Raw genomic sequence first — 18893 nt, forward strand, 5'->3', positions numbered from 1 at the left:
CAAGGGCGCCCGCTGGAAGCGGACCCCTCCGGGGCTGACCCACCCGGCGAACCTAAGCGGTCAGAGCACTAGACGAGTAGTTCCGATGTGGCTCAGTGGTCGTAGGCGATCAGTGACCTGGTGATGGGTGTGCCGATGGTCCGGTTGTGCCAGATCGCGCAGGTCATCGCCAGGATCCGCTGGGCCACGCGGACACCGACCCCTTCGATGGTCCGGCCGCCGTGCTGTTCCAGGTCGAGCTGGCCCTTGAGGGTGTCGTTGACCGACTCGATCAGTTGCCGCACCGTCTTGAGTAGGGCTTCTGCGGGCTGTGGGGTGCCGCGGTTGCGGTAGGAGGGCCGCAGTAACTGGATGCCCCGGGCGGCGAGGAAGTGGTCGAGTTCGGCGGCGATGTAGCCCTTGTCCGCCAGGATGAGCAGGCCCGGCCGGGCGGTGGTCAGATGCGGCTCATTGTCGATCAGGGCGGCCAGGACCTGTCGTTCGTCGATCTTGGGATCGGCCAGGGCCCAGGTGACGGGCAGGCCGGCCGGGGTGCACACCAGGTGCAGTTTCAGGCCCCAGTAGAAGCGTGAGTGGGAGCGGCAGTAACCGTAGTTCGCCCAGCCGGCCAGGTCGGAGCGTTTGACGGTCTCACGCGAGCGGGCGCATTCGACGGGGGTAGAGTCCACGATCCACACATCGTCAGCCACAGGTCACAGTCGGTGGCCAGGGACCGGATGACCCGCTTGACCAGCCCCAGTGCGGCCCGCAGGCGCTTGTTGTAGGCCGGGCGCTGGGGCAGATACGGGAACAGTCCGTGCAGGTGGGCATGGGCGAAGCGCAGCCAGCGGGCCTCGCAGTGAAAGCCCAGCACCGCCTGGGCCACGGCCAGGGTGACCAGTTCCGCGTCGGTCAGCCGGGGCGGCCGGCCGCGCCACCGCGGGGTCTTCAGATGGTCATCGACATGCACGTACAGTGCGGTCAAGAGGGTGTCCAATTCGGTCGTCACAACTTGATGTTGGACACCCTTCCCGCGTCCGTGAACCCCGCAATCGGAACTACTCGTCTAGCCCTCCGCGCCGGGTTGGAGGGCCGCTTCCTCGGCGCACTGCGTGCGGACGTGCCGATCGACGGATCCGCCACCGCGGAGCGGGCGCTGGAGGAGCTCCAGCTCGAACCGGTCGGCGACGGCAGCACCAGCCTCTCCCACTTCCTGCGCAACCACGGCACACTCGACCAATTCCGTGAGTACGCCGCGCTGCGCTCGGGTGCGCGCCCAGCGGGTCGAAGGGTGGGTTCAAGCAGCCGTCCGATCGATCTGTCCGCTGTGGTCCCACACATCGCGAGGCCGGTCAGCTGCCGCGGCTGCATCGCCTGCACGACCTGTCATCGGGGGACTGCGTCGGTATCGGGGCAGTTCTGCGGCTCGGTCATGGGGCTCTGGCCCGCTTCCGTCACGCGACCTCCGCAGTGGCAGGCCGGCCACCCCGCGCCGGGCCCCTCGGGTGCCGGTCGCGTACACGGCGGGCATGGCTGAAGGAGGGGAAAGCCGGCGCCCTGGTCTTTCCCGCGACGCGCCGACGGTATCCGGGCCCTGGTCGCTCTCGCCCCCGCTCCGGCGAACTGGCCCAGTTCGCAGCTGACTTCATGCATGAGTGGGCTGACGGGGCGTGCACGACTGCTCTTTCTCCCCGAAGTCCGTACCGCTCGGAGGAGAGGATCCAGCATGTCTGCACGCCGAGGACCGCGACACGGCCGAGATGCGGGCAGGGATGTCCGTCCCGCTCTACGGCGCGACGCTCTCGCAGGGCCGTCCGGAAGACCACGGGCGAGGGGACCGAGCTGCCGGTGCCCGGTCCGGCCGTGCGGCAGCGAGCTCTGGGCAGAGGCGGCTGAGCCCAGACAGGCGGCGCCATGGACATGACTCGCAAGAATCCGAATAAAAGAGGCGAATAGCTCGAACCATCCGGCATGCGTCGTCCGTGGAACTGAATGAGCGCGCCCATCCAGGATCAGGATCTGGCCTACCGACCGCCCCCGAAATTGTTTGCGGTCCCCCCGTTCCGGTCTCCGCACATCCACAGAAGAGCCAGAAGACCATGTTTGTGACCGATTCCGCCAGCCCGACTCCGCTGCTCAGCCGGCCCTGCCGCCGCCAGGCACTGCTCACCCTGCCGGCGCGGGAGGCGCACGTCTCCGCCGCTCGTCACTTCGCGGCCGATTTGCTGGAGACCTGGAGTGTGCCAGCGAGCGAGCGGGATTCCGCCGTTCTCATCGTCGACGAACTCGCCGCCAACGCTGCCCAGTACGGCCATGAGCTCATGACCCTGCTACTCGCCCTCGACCACGAAACTCTGAACATTGTGGTCACTGACTCCGGCGCGGCCGTGGAGCACCATCGTCCCGACATCGCCCCCGACGAACACGGCCGTGGGACCGGCATCGTCCAGTACCTCGCCCAGTCGACCGAGATCCGCCAGACACGCAGCGGCCGCGAAGTCCGCGCCTGCCTGAGGTGCTCGCCATGACCGGACCGTACGCTCCGCACGAGCTGCGACCCCCTGCCGGGGCCGGCACTGCTGCACGGCGACGGGCTACCGGGGGCGGCCGCGGCGCCGGGTCCCCCGACGCCCCGGCCGAGTGGGCCTTCGCGACCCACAAGCCGTGCCCCGTCGACGGCTGCCCGGGCCCGGCCCACGTACCCATGCGGTCCACGGCGGCACACCCATCGGCCCTCGATCACGGCGGCCCCCACCACGACACGGTGCTGTGTCAACGCTGCGGCGTCGGCCCCTGCGTACCGGCGGAGGTGTGAGCGTGGACGTCACCCCGAACAGCGGCAAGGGCATCGACGCCCCGCCCGGCCCCCGAACGCGCCCGGCTGCTACCACGCCGGACCGCCCTCATGGACCGGATGGCCTTGGACGAGCCCGCGGCCCCGGCCCGGTCGCAGCTGCCGCAGAACCCGCCGGACAACTCGTCCTCCACGACCGCCGCCATCTCGACCTGGCGGCCGGCCCGCACCATCCCGACACCATCACGCTCGCGTGGCCGGCCCAGATGAGCCACGTGCATGACCGCCAGTTGCCACAGCCCGTCACCAGAGACAAGGAGCCACAGAACATGGGTGGAAAGCAGAAGACACTCGCCATACTTGCCGGAGCCGCGCTGGCTGCAGGACTCACCAGCCCGGCCTTCGGGTCCACCACCGCTCACTCGCCGGCCCAGCGCACCGCCGCGACGGGGTCGGGGATGTCGGTCGTGGAGTGGAACCGCGAGCTCATCACCATCCTCGGCGATCCGAAGGCGCAGCCGTCCACCGTCCAACCCACGCGCAGCTTCGCGCTTCTCCAGGCCGCCGAGTACGACGCCGTGGTATCGATCACCCGGGCCGGCCCCGCCTACGTATTCTCGGTGTCGGCGCCGGGAGGCGCTCGTGCGGATGCCGCGGCGGACCAGGCGGCCCACGATGTGCTGGTCGCCCTGTACCCGGCCAAGCGCGCAGGCGTGGACCAGCGGCTGAGCAGCCAGCTGTCCGCGATTCCGGGCGGCCCGGGCAAACAGGCCGGCACGACCGTGGGAGCCGAGGTCGCCCGCCGACTGATCAGCCTGCGGTCCGACGACGGGTCCTCAGCCAAGCCGCCGCGGTTCGACCCCGGCGACAAGGCCGGTGACTACCGGCCCACCCCGCCCGCCTTCCCGGCACCGGTGTTCACCAACTGGGGCTCGGTCAAGCCGTTCGTGCTGGCCAGCGGACGCCAGTTCCGCCCCGCAGCGCCGCCGGCCGTGAGCGGCGCCGCGTACGCCACCGCCTTGAACGAGGTCAAGAGCCTGGGGAGCAAGACCAGTACCACCCGCACCCCCGACCAGACGGCAGCCGCGAAGTTCTGGGCGGCGGCACCCGTCTGGAACGTCTGGAACCAGGTCGCGCAGGGCCTTGTCACCTCCCAGAACGCGAGCCTGGAGAAGGCGGTGACGGTCTTCGCCCGGCTCGACCTGTCCCTCGCCGACACCGCGATCGCGATGTACGACGCCAAGTACGCCTACCACGTATGGCGGCCCGTGACCGCCATACGGCTCGGCGGTACGCACTACAACCCGAGCATCGTCGGCGATCCCCACTGGACCCCCCTGCTGCCGACCGCACCGGATCCGTCCTATCCCGGCGCTCACGGCGCCCTCAGCCAGGCTGCGGCAACGACGCTCGCCGGGTTCTACGGTGCGCGGCATCATCTCGCGGTGACATCGAAGGGCGTCACCCGAACCTTCGCCGGCTTCCAGGACACCGCCACCGAAGCGTGGCTCAGCCGGATCTGGTCCGGCCAGCACACCTCCCTCGACAACCGCGCGGGCCAGCAACTCGGCACCCAGGTGGCCGATTTCGTGGCACGTCATCTCTGACGCCCCACCGCGCGACAACCACGCACCGCTTGGCAGTGGCCAGACTCCAGTGGTCCCGGCGCATCGGGTGCCACTGGCTTTTGGCCGCGCTCAGAGAGCAGCCATCCCCCGCGCCGAGAGCCCGCGGCTGTTGGCAGCGCCCGAGCACCCGGGGCCAACTGGGAGATGAGGTCCGCTGCGGTCGTTTCCCGCGGCTGCCGGGACGCGCCGTCCGACACCATGGAGCGCTTGCTTTGCTGCCGGTCGCGGTCGCGGTGGGGGTGTATGCGTTCGGTCGCACGCACACACCCGACTACACCAGCGGCCTGTTCGGGTGGCACGGCGTCGGCGTCAACGATCTCAAGGCGCGCCTTGGTAGCGCTCTCATGGCACTCGCGGTCGTCCAACTGCTGCTCGGGCTGTGGATGTACCGGCGCCTACCGGGAGCAGGGACTGCGCCGCACCGGGTGCACTCCACACACCTGCTCATCGGCCTCCTTGCCTTTCTGCTCTCGCTGCCTATCGCTTACCACTGCATCAGCGCCTACGGAGTTCAGTTCACGAGCAGCCGAGTGGCGGACGTTGGTTCAGCCCTGCCCGGGCCTGCGCCGACGATTGCGGCGATCGGCTTCGCACGTCGCGGCGTCATGCGATGTGCGGAGTCAGCCCCATGGAGTACTCCTCGGGCGGCCGGAGCTCGCGCCGGCTCAACCATGGTGGCGACCGGCAGGCGAATGCCGCTCTGCACCGCATCGTCTTCACCCGGCTGCGCGTCGACCCCCGCACCCAGGCGTACTACGCACGCCGCACTCAGGAGGGCAAGACCCGGCGTGAGATCATCCGATGCCTCAAGCGAAATGCCGCCCGCAAGGTCTTCAACCTGGTCGGGACGGCGTCTACCGACCCCCCGTTATAGGGGCGTCCGTGACAGATGAGAGGGTCGGGCGGGTGAGCGAGACACCACCGAACACCCTGCAATACCGCTTTGACGGGCCAGAAGACGCCCCGGTCCTGATCCTGGGTCCCTCACTGGGTACCACCTGGCACATGTGGGACCGCCAGGTGCCCGAGCTGTCGAAGCAGTGGCGGGTCTTCCGGTTCGACCTGCCGGGACACGGCGGCGCACCGGCCCACCCGGCCGGCTCGGTCGGTGACCTCGCGGCCCGTCTGCTGGCCACGCTGGACGCGCTCGGCGTGCAGCGCTTCGGCTTCGCCGGCTGTGCGCTGGGCGGCGCGGTCGGTATCGAGCTGGCGCTGCGCCACCCGGAGCGGCTCGCCTCACTCGCCCTGGTCGCCACCTCGCCCCGGTTCGGCACCGCCGACGAGTTCCGCCAGCGCGGGGTGATCGTCCGCACGAACGGGCTCGACCCGATCGCCCGGACCGCGCCCGACCGCTGGTTCACCGGAGGGTTCGCCGCCGCCCAGCCCGCGATCACCGAGTGGGCCGTCCAGATGGTCCGCACCACCGACCCGGGCTGCTACATAGCCGCCTGCGAGGCCCTCGCCGGGTTCGACGTCCGCCCGGAGCTGGGCCGGGTCGGCGCGCCGACCCTGGTGCTGGTCGGGTCCGACGACCAGATCACCGGTCCGGCCGAGGCCCGCACGCTGGTCGCCGGGATACGGGACGCCCGGCTCGCGGTCGTGCCCGGTGCCTCCCATCTGGTGCCGGTCGAGCAGCCCGCCGCGGTCACCGACCTCCTGGTGCGGCACTTCTCCACCGCCTGGCAGCAGCCGTTCGACACCGGCCAGACGGCTCTGCCGGCCGCCCCGGTCAACCCGGCCATCGCCCCGCCGCCGCAGGTCGTGCCCGTCGCCGAGATCGCCCCCGCCGTCGTACCGCCGCAGCCGCTCGGGCCGCCGGACCGGTACGAGACGGGGCTGAAGATCCGCCGGGAGGTGCTCGGCGACGCGCACGTGGACCGGGTGCTGGCGCAGGCCGACGACTTCTCCCGCGACTTCCAGGAGTTCGTCACCCGCTACGCCTGGGGGGAGATCTGGGACCGGCCCGGCCTGGACCGCCGCACCCGCAGCTGTGTCACGCTCACCGCGCTGGTCGCCGGCGGCCACCTGGACGAGCTGGCCTTCCACACCCGCGCCGCCCTGCGCAACGGCCTCACCCCGGACGAGATCAAGGAAGTGCTGCTGCAGTCCGCCGTCTACTGCGGTGTCCCGGCGGCGAACAGCGCGTTCAAGGTGGCCCAGCAGGTCATCCGCGAGGAGACCACGCCCGCCGAGTGAGGCCGATGCGGGCCGTACCCGGCAGGATGGGGAGACATGAAGCTCACCAAGAAGTCCCACGCCTGCATCCGCCTCGACAAGGACGGACGGACGCTCGTCATCGACCCCGGAGGGTTCAGCGAGCAGGACGCGGCGGTCGGCGCGGACGCGATCCTGGTCACGCACGAACACCCGGACCACTTCGACGAGGGCCGGCTGCGGGCCGCGCTGGAGGCGAACCCGGCCGCCGAGATCTGGACCCTCAGGTCCGTCGCGGAGCAGATCACGGCCGCCTTCCCGGGCCGTGTGCACACCGTCGGCCACGGCGACACCTTCACCGCCGCCGGCTTCGACGTCCAGGTCCACGGCGAGCTGCACGCGGTGATCCACCCGGACATCCCGCGCATCGCGAACGTCGGCTATCTGATCGACGGCGGCAGGGTCTTCCACCCCGGCGACGCCCTCACCGTCCCCGACCACCCGGTGGAGACGCTGATGCTCCCGGTGATGGCCCCCTGGAACAAGATCTCCGAGGTCATCGAGTACGTCCGCGAGGTCGAGCCGCAACGCGCCTACGACGTCCACGACGCCCTCCTCACCGATCTGGCCCGCCCGATCTACGACCGCCAGATCGGCGCCCTGGCCGGAGCCGAGCACCTGCGGCTCGCCCCGGGAGGCTCCGCCGACGTGTGAGCCGGGACCGGTTGTCACACCCGGCAGGTAGGTTGTGAGGCATGCGCATCGCCACCTGGAACGTGAACTCGATCACCGCCCGCCTTCCGAGGCTGCTCGCCTGGCTGGAGAGCAGCGGCACCGACGTGCTCTGCCTCCAGGAGGCCAAGATCGCCGAGGAGCAGTTCCCGTTCGACCAGCTGCGCGAGCTGGGCTATGAGGCGGCGGTCCACGCGACCGGCCGGTGGAACGGCGTGGCGGTGCTCTCCCGCGTCGGCCTGGAGGACGTCGTCAAGGGCCTGCCCGGCGACCCGGGCTACGACGGCGTCACCGAGCCGCGCGCCCTCTCGGCGACCTGCGGCCCGGTCCGCGTCTGGTCGGTGTACGTGCCCAACGGCCGCGAGGTGGACCACCCGCACTACGCCTACAAGCTCCAGTGGTTCGAGGCCCTGAAGGCCGCCGTCGCCGGTGACGCGTCCGGCAGCCGCCCGTTCGCGGTCCTGGGTGACTACAACGTGGCGCCGACCGACGACGACGTCTACGACGTGGCCGCCTTCGAGGGCTCCACCCACGTGACCCCCGCCGAGCGCGCAGCCCTGGTCTCCCTCCAGGAGGCGGGCCTGTCGGACGTCGTCCCGCGCCCTCTGAAGTACGACCACCCGTACACGTACTGGGACTACCGCCAGCTCTGCTTCCCCAAGAACCGCGGCATGCGCATCGACCTGGTGTACGGCAACGAGCCCTTCGCCAAGGCCGTCAAGGACGCCTATGTCGACCGTGAGGAGCGCAAGGGCAAAGGCGCGTCCGATCACGCGCCCGTGGTGGTCGACCTCGACGTGTGATGCCACGCTGGGCTCATGCACCTTCCGTTCCTGGGCCACCGGCACAAGAAGAACGGCGATGGCGGGGGTGCCCCCGCGCGAGCTCGTTCGGGCGTGGGGGAGTTCCCCGCCGACCCCGAGGGGATCGCCGCCCTCCTGTCCGAGTGCGCACTGCTGCGCTCGCAGGCGGCCCAGGCAGGCGTCCGGCTCGATGACACGCCGGCCTCCCTGGAGGCCCTGGACCAGCTGGTGCCGCGCTGGCGCGACGACGCGGAGATCCTGCCCTGGCTGGGCAGCGACGCCGGGTTGTATCTGGGCACGGTCGTCGTGCGCACCGTGCCCGGCGCCGTCTGGGAGATCCGGTCCGACGGCGAGCCCGTCCTGCGGCTCGTCTCCGGCCGCGAGGTCGAGGTCGTGGAGTCCGGCCGGGCGTGGGCCGCGAGCGGCGTCCCCGAACTGTCGCAGCTGTATGCCGAGCTCGCCGAGGCCTGATGCCTGGGCAAATAAAGACGCGATAAATACGGCTATTGCCCGAAAAGTGCGTGTCGTCTCTCAACTCCGCGGGTGTCTGGATAGTTTGCGGCAACCACGACACGGCTGAGAGTGAGTAGGGCTGCGGATGGCCGTCGATCCGTTGATCGAGCTGCGTGACGTCAACAAGTACTACGGGGACCTGCATGTCCTGCGGGACATCGACCTCACCGTCGGCAAGGGGGAGGTGGTCGTGGTCATCGGCCCGTCAGGGTCGGGAAAGTCGACGCTGTGCAGGACGATCAACCGGCTGGAGACCGTCCAGTCCGGGACGATCAGGCTCGACGGGCAGCCGCTGCCCGAGGAGGGCAAGGACCTCGCCCGGCTCCGCGCCGAGGTCGGCATGGTCTTCCAGTCCTTCAATCTCTTCGCCCACAAGACGGTCCTGCAGAACGTCTCCCTCGCCCAGATCAAGGTGCGAAGACGCAAGAGAGAAGACGCCGACCGCCGCTCCCGGGAACTCCTCGACCGCGTCGGCCTGCTGAACCAGGCCGACAAGTACCCGGCCCGGCTCTCCGGCGGCCAGCAGCAGCGCGTGGCCATCGCCCGCGCCCTGGCCATGGAACCCAAGGCCCTGCTGTTCGACGAGCCCACCTCGGCCCTCGACCCCGAGATGATCAACGAGGTGCTGGAGGTCATGCGGCAGCTGGCCCGCGAGGGCATGACCATGGTCGTCGTCACCCATGAGATGGGCTTCGCCCGCTCCGCCGCCAACCGGGTCGTGTTCATGGCCGACGGCCGCATCGTCGAGGACCGCAGCCCGGAGGAGTTCTTCACCAACCCGCGCAGCGAGCGCGCCAAGGACTTCCTCTCCAAGATCCTCAAGCACTGACCGGGGGAGTGCGAACCATGTCCCGTACCACCCGTGTGCGCCTCGCCCTGTTCTGCCTCCTCACGCTGCTCGCCGTCGCCTGCGGCAAGGAGGGCAGCCCGCCGAGCAAGGGTCCGGCGACCGACAGACTCCCGCACTACCAGGTGGCCCAGGGCTATCACCTGCCCGCGTCCCGCACCTGGTCGCGCGCGAAGAAGCGTGGCTACTTCGTCGTCGGCGCCAAGGAGGACCAGCCCTACCTGGGCGAGAAGAACCCGGCGACCGGCACCTACTCCGGCTTCGACATCGAGATCGCCAAGATGATGTCCGCCTCCCTCGGCCTCCCGCCGCAGACCATCCGCTTCAGGACGATCGCCTCCGCCAACCGCGAGACCGCCCTGCAGAACGGCCAGATCGACTACTACGTCGGCACCTACACCATCAACGACAACCGCAAGAAGCTCGTCGGCTTCGCCGGTCCCTACTACATGGCCGGCCAGTCCCTGCTCGTCCGCAAGAACGAGAACGACATCCACGGCCCCCAGGACCTCGACGGCAAACGCGTCTGCTCGGCGGCGGGTTCGACGCCGTACCAACGCATCAAGGCCGACTACCCGAAGGCGATCCCGGTCGCCTACGACACCTACTCCGTCTGCGTCGACAACCTGCTCACCTACCAGGTGGACGCGGTCACCACCGACGACGCCATCCTCATCGGCTACGCGGCCAAGGCCCCCGGCGAACTCAAGGTCGTCGGCAAACCCTTCTCCGAGGAGCCGTACGGCATCGGCGTCCCGCGCGGGGACACCGCCCTGCGCTTCGCCCTCGACGACGCCCTGGAGGCACGGGAGAGGAACGGCGACTGGAAGAGGGCCTACGAGGCGACGCTCGGCCTGTCCGGCGTGCCCGCACCCCACCCGCCCGCGATCGACCGCTACCCGGCGAGCTGAGCGAGGACGGCATGAACGTACTGACAGACAACTTCCCCACCTACTGGGAGGGTTTCCTCGGCACGGTGCAACTGACCGTCTACTCCTCTCTGCTGGCCCTGGTGCTCGGCTTCGTGATAGCCTCCTTCCGGGTCGCGCCCGTCGCCGCCCTGCGCTTCTTCGGCACGGCGTGGGTCACCGTCCTGCGCAACACCCCGCTGACCCTGTTGTTCTTCGCGGTGCTCCTCGGACTGCCCCGGTTCGGGCTCGTGCTGCCCTTCGAGGTGTTCGCGGTCCTCGCCCTCGGCTGCTACACCTCCGCGTTCATCTGCGAGGCTCTGCGCTCCGGCATCAACACCGTGCCCACCGGGCAGGGCGAGGCCGCCCGGAGCCTCGGCATGAACTTCCGTCAGACGCTGTCCCTGGTGGTGCTGCCGCAGGCCTTCCGGTCCGTGATCCCGCCGGTCGGCTCCACGCTGATCGCGCTCGCCAAGAACTCCGCGATCGCGGGCGCGTTCAGCGTCACCGAGCTGCTGGGCACCTACAAGACCATCAACGAACTCGGCTACAACATCGTGTGGACGTTCGTCTGGATCGCCGCCGGCTACCTGGTCATCACGCTCGCCATCAGTGCCCTGTTCAACCTGCTGGAGCGGACATGGGGAGTCGCCCGATGACCGGGGCAGCCAGCGCGCTCTACGACATTCCGGGTCCCGCCACCCGGCGACGGCATGTCGCCTACGGCGTCCTGTCCACCGTCGTCCTGCTCGCTCTGGTCGCCTGGATCCTGTATCTCCTCTTCGACACCGGCCAGTTCACCTCCACCAAGTGGATGCCCTTCGCGTACAAGGGCATCCAGGAACTGCTGCTGCGCGGCCTCGGCAACACGCTCAAGGCGTTCGGGATCGCGGCCGTGCTCTCGCTGGCCCTCGGCGGACTGCTGGCCACCGGGCGGCTGTCGGAGCACCGGCCGGTGCGCTGGGCGGCCACGTTCGTCGTGGAGTTCTTCCGCGCCATGCCGGTGCTTGTGATGATCTTCTTCATCTTCGTGGCGCTGAAGGTGCAGCCGCTGCCCGCGCTCGTCGCCGGGCTCACCCTCTACAACGGCTCGGTGCTCGCCGAGGTCTTCCGCGCCGGCGTGAACGCCGTCGAACGCGGCCAGAAGGAGGCCGCGTTCGCCCTCGGCATGCGCAAGACCCAGGTGATGACGTACGTCCTCGTCCCCCAGGCCGTACGCGCCATGCTGCCCGCCATCATCAGCCAGTTGGTGGTGGCCCTGAAGGACACCTCGCTCGGCTATCTCATCACCTACGAGGAGTTCCTCCACGCCGGGAAGCTCATCGCATCGAACCTCGACTACGATTTGCCCTTCATCCCCGTGGTGATGGTGATCTCACCGATCTACATCGGGATGTGCATGCTGCTCTCGTGGTTCGCCGGCTGGGTGTCCCGCCGTGAGCAGCGCAGTCCCAAGACCGAGGCCGTGGTCATCGCCGCGGCCGGACCTGGGACGCTGCTGCCGGGTGGGGAGCCCCCCACGGCCCCGAGACCGTAGGGGGGTGGCAGTTCATACGGGCCAGGCTCGTCCGGCGGCAGCCGGAGATCACTGCTCGCGCACGGGGACGGACACGTACGACGGGTCGTCCGAGGGCGAGGAGAAGGTCAGCTGCGCGCCGGACGGGTTGTGCTCTATGTAGAGCGGGTCGACCGTGTCGACCACCAGCGCGAGGCGGTGTCCGGCGGGGACGTCGTAGGCCGTGGAGAACAGGTCCAGGTCCACGTCGAACGGTTCGCCGGGCGTCCGCCCGTGCCAGGTGTAGGGCGCGTTGGTGACCAGCTTGCCGAAGCCGAGCGGGCCCACGTCGTACAGGTAGGCGATGAGGGTGCCGCTCTCCTTCGTCGGGGTGAGCGTGGTGTGCAGCTTGGCCGTCCCGCGCACCTGCTGGGCCGTGCCGTACCGCTCCGACTGCCATACGGCCGCCCACCAGCGGGGCAGCAGCGGGATCGAGGCGACGGGCGGCAGCTGGGCGATCTGGTCCAGGATGCTGGACAGGAAGACGATCCCGCCGTCCGCGCCCGAGTCGATGTTGGCGTGGATCGTGGTGGAGCCCGCCAGCTCGATCTTCCGGCGGGTCGCGCTGATCGACTTCCAGTCCGGGTAGCCCTCGTACCCCCCCGCGCTACGGGACTTCAGCTGGACCGGCTGCTCGCGGTCGACGCCGTTGTCGGCGCCCTTCAGGTAGTGGTCGAACCAGCGCCCGGTGTCCGTCCACACATCGTTGGGCAGCCCGAACAGGCCGGTCATCTCGGCGGTGGCGTGGTCGCCGGGGCGCAGCTCGAGGCGCTTCGGGCCGGTCAGCTTCTCGTAGAAGTCGGCGTACTGGTTGACCGGGAAGACCGTGTCGCCCCAGGCGTTGGCGAGCAGGACCGCGGCGCCGTTCCTGTTCAGCTGGTCGACGTAGGTGGCGGCGGAGCGCTTGCGCCCCCAGTCGATCATCTCCTGTTCCTTGGACAGGTTGGAGGAGTACAAGTTGTCGAAGATCTCGCGCAGTTCCGGGCTCTCCCGGCCGGTGAGCGTGCCCGCGCCGTCGAGCACGGCCGCCGCCTGGATGTGCTGGGTGCGGCCGGAGTAGATGGAGGCGATGAGGTCGGCCCAGCCGCTGAGCGCGGCGACCGCCTTGATGCGCTTGTCGTGGGCGGCGGCGAGCAGGCTGATCCCGGCGCCGTAGGAGACGCCCGCCATGCCGATGTGGCGCGGGTCCGCGGGCGTGTTGGCCAGAGCCCAGTCGATGACCTTGGAGGCGTCCGCTACGTCGGGCGGACCCGCCACTTCTATCTGGCCGCCGGACTGCCAGAAACCGCGCACGTTGTACGTGAGCACCACATAGCCGGAATCGGCGAGCTTCTGCGCCTGGGCGAGGTACTCCACCTGGGGCAGGCCCCAGCTCGTGGGCAGCACGATGAGCGGATAGCGGTGCGAGCCGTCGGCGTCCGCGGGCGCGACGACGTTGGCCTTCAGTACGGTGCCGCCGTCGCCGCCGATGTCCACGAAGCGGACGGACGGGGCGGCCTGTGCGGCCGGAGCCAGGCCGACGACCGTTCCGGCGATCAGCGCCCCGCACACGGCTCCGACGGCCGAGGTGCGCAGGGCGATGGTGCGACCGTGTCCCATGGGTCACTCCTCACTCGTGTCAGTGCAAAGTGACCCGACGGTAACCGGACATCCTTACCTTAAGTAACCCGTCGGTAAGTTACGTGCCGGTAAAGATTGTTGAACGCTAAGAGGCGACCGCCGGTGTCTCGTCCGGCACGGGGGTGCGTGCGGCCCGCGTCACGTCCGCCACCAGCTCGACCACATCAGGGCCGTACGCCTGTGAGTTGACCACCTTCAGCAGCAGGATGAAGGGCCCGGTGCCGTACTTGCGGTGCAGTCGCTCGTGGTGGCGGGCGAGATAGCGGGTGGCGGCCTGGTTGGTGATCGCCCGCTGGCCGCAGAAGAGGAACACCGGCCGGGAGTCTTGCTGTCCGTTCGCGGTGAGCCGGGCGAGGAGTACGTACTCGCTCCGGCCGCGCTCCATGCGGTACTCCTCCGCGCCGATCCGGAGGGTGCCGAGCTCGGGACCGGAATCGGTCTCGACGTTCATCCGCACACCCGTCAGCAGCGAGGAGAGGTGGGCTGCCATCCTGCGGTTGGAGTAGGGCCCGCCGACGCAGAACTCCGTCCGCTCGCCGAAGCCCTGCTGGATGGCGTCGTGCGCCACGACCTGGGCGTGCGCCTTGCATTCCTTGATCAGCGCGGAGAGTTCCAGCAGGGCGAACACGTCGTACCGGCTCACCGTCAGCTCCGGTCCGCCTGCCTTGTGGTTGACCACGAGCAGCGATTCCGAGTTCTCGGGCATTCCGAAGAACGTCTGCTTGCGCCGGAGTTTGCGGCGCCACAGATACGTACGGGCGAGCCAGCCCAGCGAGGCCGAGATCCCGGTCGCCGCCAGACCCAGGACGATATTGCGCACGTCGTCGTTCATGGCCGCGCATGGTAGCGGGCCCGGGGGACAGGTACGCACCGGTGTTCGATGTCTGACGTGGGTGTGGCGGGCGCCCCAGGCGTACTGTCGGGGTAACGGCAATCTCGTTACGCTGCGCGGACGGTCCCGACGGGAGGTACGGATGGGTCGCTCTGGCACGCGGAAACTGGCGGTTGTGGCGGTCTCGGTCGCCGTGGTGTCGGTGGGGGCGGCGGCGCCACCCGCCGCGACCGGCGAGACGCCCACGAAGGTTCCGGTGGCCGTCGGCTACGGCGGCGCCGTGGCGAGCGTCGACGCGGACGCCTCGGCCGCCGGCATCGAGGTGCTCAAGAAGGGCGGCAACGCGGTCGACGCGGCCGTCGCCACCGCGGCCGCGCTCGGCGTCACCGAGCCCTACTCGGCCGGCGTCGGCGGAGGCGGCTACTTCGTCTACTACGACGCCAAGTCCCGTACCGTGCACACCATCGACGGCCGCGAGACCGCGCCGCTGACCGCCGACTCGAACCTGTTCACGGAGAACGGCAAGCCGCTCGCCTTCGCCGACGCCGTCAGCAGCGGTCTGAGCGTGGGCACCCCGGGCACGCCCGCCACCTGGCAGACGGCGCTGGACCAGTGGGGCAGCAGAAGCCTCGGCACGGTCCTGAAGCCTGCCGAGCGGATCGCCCGCGACGGCTTCACGGTCGACGACACCTTCCGCTCGCAGACCGCCTCCAACGAGACCCGGTTCCGCTACTTCCCGGACACCGCCAAGCTCTTCCTGCCGGGCGGACAGCTCCCGGTCGTCGGCTCCACCTTCAAGAACCCCGACCTGGCCCGCACCTACCAGGAGCTGGCGGACCAGGGCGTCGGCGCGATCTACCACGGCGACCTCGGCCGGGACATCGTCGGCACGGTGAACAAGCCGCCGGTAAACCCGGGTTCCGGCTGGAACGCCCGCCCCGGCAAGCTGTCCGGCAAGGACCTGGCCGCCTACCACGCCAAGCTCCAAAGGCCCACGAAGACCTCGTACCACGGCCTGAAGGTGTACTCCATCGCGCCCTCCTCCTCCGGCGGCACCACGGTCGGCGAGGCGCTCGGCATCCTGGAGAGGACCGACCTTTCGAAGGCGAGCGAGGTGCAGTACCTGCACCACTACATCGAGGCCAGCCGCATCGCCTTCGCCGACCGCGGACGCTGGGTCGGCGACCCCGCCTTCGAGGACGTACCGACCAGGCAGCTGCTGTCGCAGAAGTACGCCGATTCGCGCGCCTGCCTGATCCACGACGACGCGGTGCTCACCAGCCCGCTCGCGCCCGGCGACCCGCGCCACCCGGCCGCCTGCGCCACCGGCGGCACGGCGGCCCCGACGACGTACGAGGGCGAGAACACCACCCACCTCACCGTCGCCGACAAATGGGGCAACGTCGTCTCCTATACGCTCACCATCGAGCAGACCGGCGGCAGCGGCATCACCGTGCCCGGCCGGGGCTTCCTGCTCAACAACGAGCTGACCGACTTCTCCTTCACCCCGGCCAACCCGGCCGTGCACGACCCGAACCTGCCGGGACCGGGCAAGCGGCCGCGCTCCTCCATCTCGCCGACCATCGTGCTCGACCGGCACGACAAGCCGGTGGTGGCGCTCGGTTCGCCCGGCGGCGCGACCATCATCACCACCGTGCTGCAGACCCTGACCGAGTTCCTCGACCGGCATCTGCCGCTGGTCGACGCCATCGCCGCACCGCGCGCCAGCCAGCGCAACGCGGCCAAGACCGAACTCGAACCCGCCCTCTACAACAGTGACGTGCGGGGGAAGCTGGAGGCCATCGGGCACAGCTTCACACTGAACCCCGAGATCGGCGCGGCGACCGGCGTCCAGCGGCTGCCGGGCGGCAAGTGGCTGGCCGCGGCCGAGAAGGTACGGCGCGGTGGCGGCTCGGCGATGGTGGTGGATCCGGCCCCGTGACCTCGTAGCCCTACCGCACCGGCTTCGGGGCGGGCGGCGCTTCCTCGGCACGGAAGTCCAGCTGCCCGCCCCGCACGTCCACCCTGACCCGGCTGCCGTGGGAGATCGTGCCGTCCAGCAGCAGCCGGGACATCTGGTTGTCGACCTCCCGCTGGATGGTGCGGCGCAGCGGGCGGGCGCCGTACTCGGGCTGGTAGCCGTGCTCGGCGAGCCAGTCGACGGCCGCGTCCGTGAACTCGACGCCTACGCCCTGGCCGTCCAACAGCCGGCGGGTGCGCTCCAGCAACAGGTCGGTGATCTGCCGCAGTTGCTCGCTCGTGAGCTGTCTGAAGACCACGATCTCGTCGATCCGGTTCAGGAACTCCGGCCGGAAGTGCTCGCGCAGCGGCCGCAGGATCTGCTCGCGCCGTGCCTCCTCGTCGGCGTCCGCGCCGCCCGGCCCGAAGCCGATGCCGGCACCGCGCCGGCTGATGACGTCGGAGCCGAGGTTGCTGGTCATCACGATGACCGTGTTGGTGAAGTCCACCGTGCGGCCCTGGGAGTCGGTGAGCCGGCCGTCGTCCAGGACCTGAAGGAGGATGTTGAAGACGTCCGGGTGGGCCTTCTCCACCTCGTCGAGCAGGAGCAGCGAGTAGGGATGCCTGCGCACCACCTCGGTGAGCTGGCCGGCCTCCTCGTGGCCGACGTACCCGGGCGGGGCGCCGACCAGCCGGGAGACCGTGTGCCGCTCCTGGTACTCGCTCATGTCGAGGCGGATCATGCGGTCCTCGCTGCTGAACAGGGCCTCGGCGAGCGCGCGGGCCAGCTCGGTCTTGCCGACGCCGGTCGGGCCGAGGAAGAGGAAGCTGCCGATGGGCCGGTCGGGGCTGGCCAGCCCGGCGCGGGAGCGCAGCACGGCCTCGGCGACCACGGCGACCGCCTCCTCCTGGCCGACCACCCGCTGGTGCAGATGGGCCTCCAGGCCCAGCAGCCGCTCCTTCTCCTCCTGGGTCAGGCGGCTGACCGGGACGCCGGTCTGCCGGGACACCACCTCGGCGATGGCCTCCGCCGTCACCTCCAGGTTCTGCCCCTCGTCGGCCTCGTCGCCGCCGCTGGCGTCGGAGATCCGCCGCTTGAGGCCGCCGATCCGGTCGCGCAGCTGGGTGGCCTGCTCGTACTGCTCGTCGGCGACCGCCTGGTCCTTGTCCCGGACCAGCTGCTCGACCTCGCGCTCCATCGCCCGTACGTCCGTGCCCTTGGTCCCGGCACCGAGGCGCACCCGTGCGCCCGCCTGGTCGATCAGGTCGATGGCCTTGTCCGGCAGCCGGCGGTCGGTGAGATAGCGGTCGGACAGCCGGACCGCGGCCACCAGCGCCTCGTCGGTGTAGCGGACCTGGTGGTGGGCCTCGTACCGGTCGCGCAGCCCGCGCAGGATCTCGATCGTGTCCTCGACCGTCGGCTCGGGCACCAGGATCGGCTGGAACCGGCGGGCCAGCGCCGCGTCCTTCTCGATGCGCCGGAACTCCTCCAGCGTGGTCGCGCCCACGATGTGCAGCTCGCCCCGGGCGAGCGGGGGCTTGAGGATGTTGCCCGCGTCCATCGCACCGCCCTCGCCGCCGGCACCGGCGCCGACGACGGTGTGCAGCTCGTCGATGAAGACGATCAGCCGCTCGGAGTGGGACCGGATCTCGTCCACGATGTTGTTCAGGCGCTCCTCGAAGTCGCCCCGGAAGCGGGTGCCCGCGACGACCCCGGGCAGATCCAGGGCGACCACCCGCCGCCCGGCCAGGATGTCCGGCACGTCCCCGTCCGCGATCCGCTCCGCGAGCCCCTCCACGATGGCCGTCTTGCCGACTCCGGCGTCGCCGATCAGCACGGGGTTGTTCTTCCCGCGCCGGGACAGCACCTCGATGGTCTGTTCGATCTCGTCGTCGCGGCCGATGACCGGGTCGACCCGGCCCTGCCGGGCCAGTTCGGTCAGATCGCGGCCGTACTTGTCGAGCGTCGGCGTGGACGTGGGCCGCTGCCGCTCGGGGCGCGTCTGGGCCGTCTCCGGGGCCTCCGCCGGAAGGGTGCCCGCCGAGAAGCGGGCCGCGTGCAGGATGTGCCCGGCCGCCGAGTCCGGGTTCGCCGCGAGCGCGTTCAGCACATGCTCCGGGCCGATGTATCCGGCGCCGGTCGCCCGTGCCATGTCGTGCGCGTCCAGCAGGGCGCGCTTGACGGCCGGGGTCAGCGACAGCGAGGTCGGCGGCGGCGCCTCGCCCGGCGGGTGCTGGACCGGTCCCGCGCGGCCGTCGATCTCCGTCGCGAGCGAGTCCGGGTCCGCTCCGGCCCGGCTGAGCAGGCTACGGGTGGGCTCGGCGGCGACGGCCGCGCGCAGCAGGTGCTCAGTGTCCAGGTCCCGGCTGCCGTGCTCGGCGGCATACAGGGCGGCCCCTCTGACCAGCTCGCGGGCCGGCTGGCTGAGCAGACGGCCGATGTCGATGTGGCGGGGGCCTTGCGCTCCGCTCGGGGGGCCGCCGAAGAAGCGGGCCATAAATTCACCGAAGGGGTCAGGAGGGTAGCCGTTGGTCATGGCGTTCCGTTCCTTTGGTGCCGTTCATAACA

Annotated in this window: 14 protein-coding genes and 3 pseudogenes; 13 read left to right on the forward strand and 4 right to left on the reverse strand. The window is 70.2% G+C overall.

Going from position 1 to position 18893, the window contains the following annotated elements; translation table 11 throughout:
* Nucleotides 1-92: 92 nt before the first annotated feature.
* Nucleotides 93-988 (reverse strand): annotated as a pseudogene (locus tag AVL59_RS13500) (IS982 family transposase).
* Nucleotides 989-2084: 1096 nt separating this feature from the next.
* On the opposite strand from AVL59_RS13500, the gene AVL59_RS47975 reads away from it, so the two are divergent.
* The 12 genes and pseudogenes from AVL59_RS47975 (at nt 2085) to AVL59_RS13560 (ending at nt 11895) form a co-directional block, all read left to right on the forward strand.
* Nucleotides 2085-2507, forward strand: a complete 423-nt coding sequence (locus tag AVL59_RS47975) for an ATP-binding protein (RefSeq protein ID WP_372450378.1) — start codon at nt 2085-2087, stop codon at nt 2505-2507.
* A 595-nt stretch (nt 2508-3102) separates the two neighbouring features.
* A complete protein-coding gene (locus AVL59_RS13515) occupies nt 3103-4380 on the forward strand; it encodes a vanadium-dependent haloperoxidase (protein WP_067303347.1) in 1278 nt (425 codons plus the stop codon).
* 35 nt (nt 4381-4415) lie between these two features.
* Nucleotides 4416-4925, forward strand: a pseudogene (locus tag AVL59_RS55535) (DUF6529 family protein); the annotation flags it as partial.
* A gap of 83 nt (nt 4926-5008) precedes the next feature.
* A pseudogene (locus tag AVL59_RS13520) lies at nt 5009-5275 on the forward strand (transposase); the annotation flags it as partial.
* Nucleotides 5276-5307: 32 nt separating this feature from the next.
* Complete coding sequence (gene pcaDC / locus AVL59_RS13525) at nt 5308-6597, forward strand: bifunctional 3-oxoadipate enol-lactonase/4-carboxymuconolactone decarboxylase PcaDC (RefSeq protein ID WP_067303350.1); 1290 nt, start codon at nt 5308-5310, stop codon at nt 6595-6597.
* Nucleotides 6598-6633: 36 nt separating this feature from the next.
* On the forward strand, nt 6634-7269 hold the full coding sequence (locus AVL59_RS13530) for an MBL fold metallo-hydrolase (RefSeq protein ID WP_067303353.1): 636 nt from the start codon (nt 6634-6636) through the stop codon (nt 7267-7269).
* A 41-nt stretch (nt 7270-7310) separates the two neighbouring features.
* A complete protein-coding gene (locus AVL59_RS13535) occupies nt 7311-8090 on the forward strand; it encodes an exodeoxyribonuclease III (protein ID WP_067303355.1) in 780 nt (259 codons plus the stop codon).
* A 15-nt stretch (nt 8091-8105) separates the two neighbouring features.
* A complete protein-coding gene (locus tag AVL59_RS13540; RefSeq protein WP_079146683.1) occupies nt 8106-8561 on the forward strand; it encodes a DUF6278 family protein in 456 nt (151 codons plus the stop codon).
* A 127-nt stretch (nt 8562-8688) separates the two neighbouring features.
* Nucleotides 8689-9432: an amino acid ABC transporter ATP-binding protein gene (locus AVL59_RS13545; RefSeq protein WP_067303359.1), complete on the forward strand. Its 744-nt coding sequence runs from the start codon at nt 8689-8691 to the stop codon at nt 9430-9432.
* Nucleotides 9433-9449: 17 nt separating this feature from the next.
* Nucleotides 9450-10361: a glutamate ABC transporter substrate-binding protein gene (locus tag AVL59_RS13550; RefSeq protein ID WP_067303361.1), complete on the forward strand. Its 912-nt coding sequence runs from the start codon at nt 9450-9452 to the stop codon at nt 10359-10361.
* Nucleotides 10362-10372: 11 nt separating this feature from the next.
* Nucleotides 10373-11017, forward strand: coding sequence for an amino acid ABC transporter permease (locus AVL59_RS13555; RefSeq protein ID WP_067303363.1), 645 nt, complete (start codon nt 10373-10375; stop codon nt 11015-11017).
* Entirely contained in the window at nt 11014-11895 is an 882-nt protein-coding gene (locus AVL59_RS13560) for an amino acid ABC transporter permease (protein ID WP_067303365.1), read from the forward strand. Before AVL59_RS13555 ends, AVL59_RS13560 begins: the two co-directional genes overlap by 4 nt.
* A gap of 48 nt (nt 11896-11943) precedes the next feature.
* Here the strand turns inward: AVL59_RS13560 and AVL59_RS13565 are convergent, their stop codons facing one another.
* Both AVL59_RS13565 and AVL59_RS13570 read right to left on the reverse strand, forming a co-directional pair.
* Nucleotides 11944-13512, reverse strand: a complete 1569-nt coding sequence (locus tag AVL59_RS13565) for a CocE/NonD family hydrolase (protein WP_067303367.1) — start codon at nt 13510-13512, stop codon at nt 11944-11946.
* 106 nt (nt 13513-13618) lie between these two features.
* Nucleotides 13619-14365 (reverse strand): hypothetical protein, encoded by a 747-nt coding sequence (locus AVL59_RS13570; protein ID WP_067303370.1) that lies wholly within the window; start codon nt 14363-14365, stop codon nt 13619-13621.
* Nucleotides 14366-14507: 142 nt separating this feature from the next.
* Here AVL59_RS13570 and ggt point away from each other — a divergent pair, with 142 nt between their 5' ends.
* Nucleotides 14508-16307 (forward strand): gamma-glutamyltransferase, encoded by a 1800-nt coding sequence (gene ggt, locus AVL59_RS13575; RefSeq protein ID WP_067303372.1) that lies wholly within the window; start codon nt 14508-14510, stop codon nt 16305-16307.
* A gap of 10 nt (nt 16308-16317) precedes the next feature.
* Here ggt and AVL59_RS13580 read toward each other — a convergent pair whose 3' ends face one another.
* A complete protein-coding gene (locus tag AVL59_RS13580; protein WP_067303375.1) occupies nt 16318-18861 on the reverse strand; it encodes an ATP-dependent Clp protease ATP-binding subunit in 2544 nt (847 codons plus the stop codon).
* Nucleotides 18862-18893: the final 32 nt, after the last annotated feature.

The organism is Streptomyces griseochromogenes, assembly GCF_001542625.1.
Taxonomy (GTDB): Bacteria; Actinomycetota; Actinomycetes; order Streptomycetales; family Streptomycetaceae; genus Streptomyces; species Streptomyces griseochromogenes.

Excerpts from the sequence above, each read along its gene's own strand:
- AVL59_RS13515 (WP_067303347.1), top strand. The coding sequence starts at position 3,103 with ATGGGTGGAAAGCAGAAGACACTCGCCATACTTGCCGGAGCCGCGCTG.
- AVL59_RS13530 (WP_067303353.1), top strand. The coding sequence starts at position 6,634 with ATGAAGCTCACCAAGAAGTCCCACGCCTGCATCCGCCTCGACAAGGAC.
- AVL59_RS13535 (WP_067303355.1), top strand. The coding sequence starts at position 7,311 with ATGCGCATCGCCACCTGGAACGTGAACTCGATCACCGCCCGCCTTCCG.
- AVL59_RS13540 (WP_079146683.1), top strand. The coding sequence starts at position 8,106 with ATGCACCTTCCGTTCCTGGGCCACCGGCACAAGAAGAACGGCGATGGC.
- AVL59_RS13545 (WP_067303359.1), top strand. The coding sequence starts at position 8,689 with ATGGCCGTCGATCCGTTGATCGAGCTGCGTGACGTCAACAAGTACTAC.
- AVL59_RS13550 (WP_067303361.1), top strand. The coding sequence starts at position 9,450 with ATGTCCCGTACCACCCGTGTGCGCCTCGCCCTGTTCTGCCTCCTCACG.
- AVL59_RS13555 (WP_067303363.1), top strand. The coding sequence starts at position 10,373 with ATGAACGTACTGACAGACAACTTCCCCACCTACTGGGAGGGTTTCCTC.
- AVL59_RS13560 (WP_067303365.1), top strand. The coding sequence starts at position 11,014 with ATGACCGGGGCAGCCAGCGCGCTCTACGACATTCCGGGTCCCGCCACC.
- AVL59_RS13565 (WP_067303367.1), bottom strand. The coding sequence starts at position 13,512 with ATGGGACACGGTCGCACCATCGCCCTGCGCACCTCGGCCGTCGGAGCC.
- AVL59_RS13570 (WP_067303370.1), bottom strand. The coding sequence starts at position 14,365 with ATGAACGACGACGTGCGCAATATCGTCCTGGGTCTGGCGGCGACCGGG.
- ggt (WP_067303372.1), top strand. The coding sequence starts at position 14,508 with ATGGGTCGCTCTGGCACGCGGAAACTGGCGGTTGTGGCGGTCTCGGTC.
- AVL59_RS13580 (WP_067303375.1), bottom strand. The coding sequence starts at position 18,861 with ATGACCAACGGCTACCCTCCTGACCCCTTCGGTGAATTTATGGCCCGC.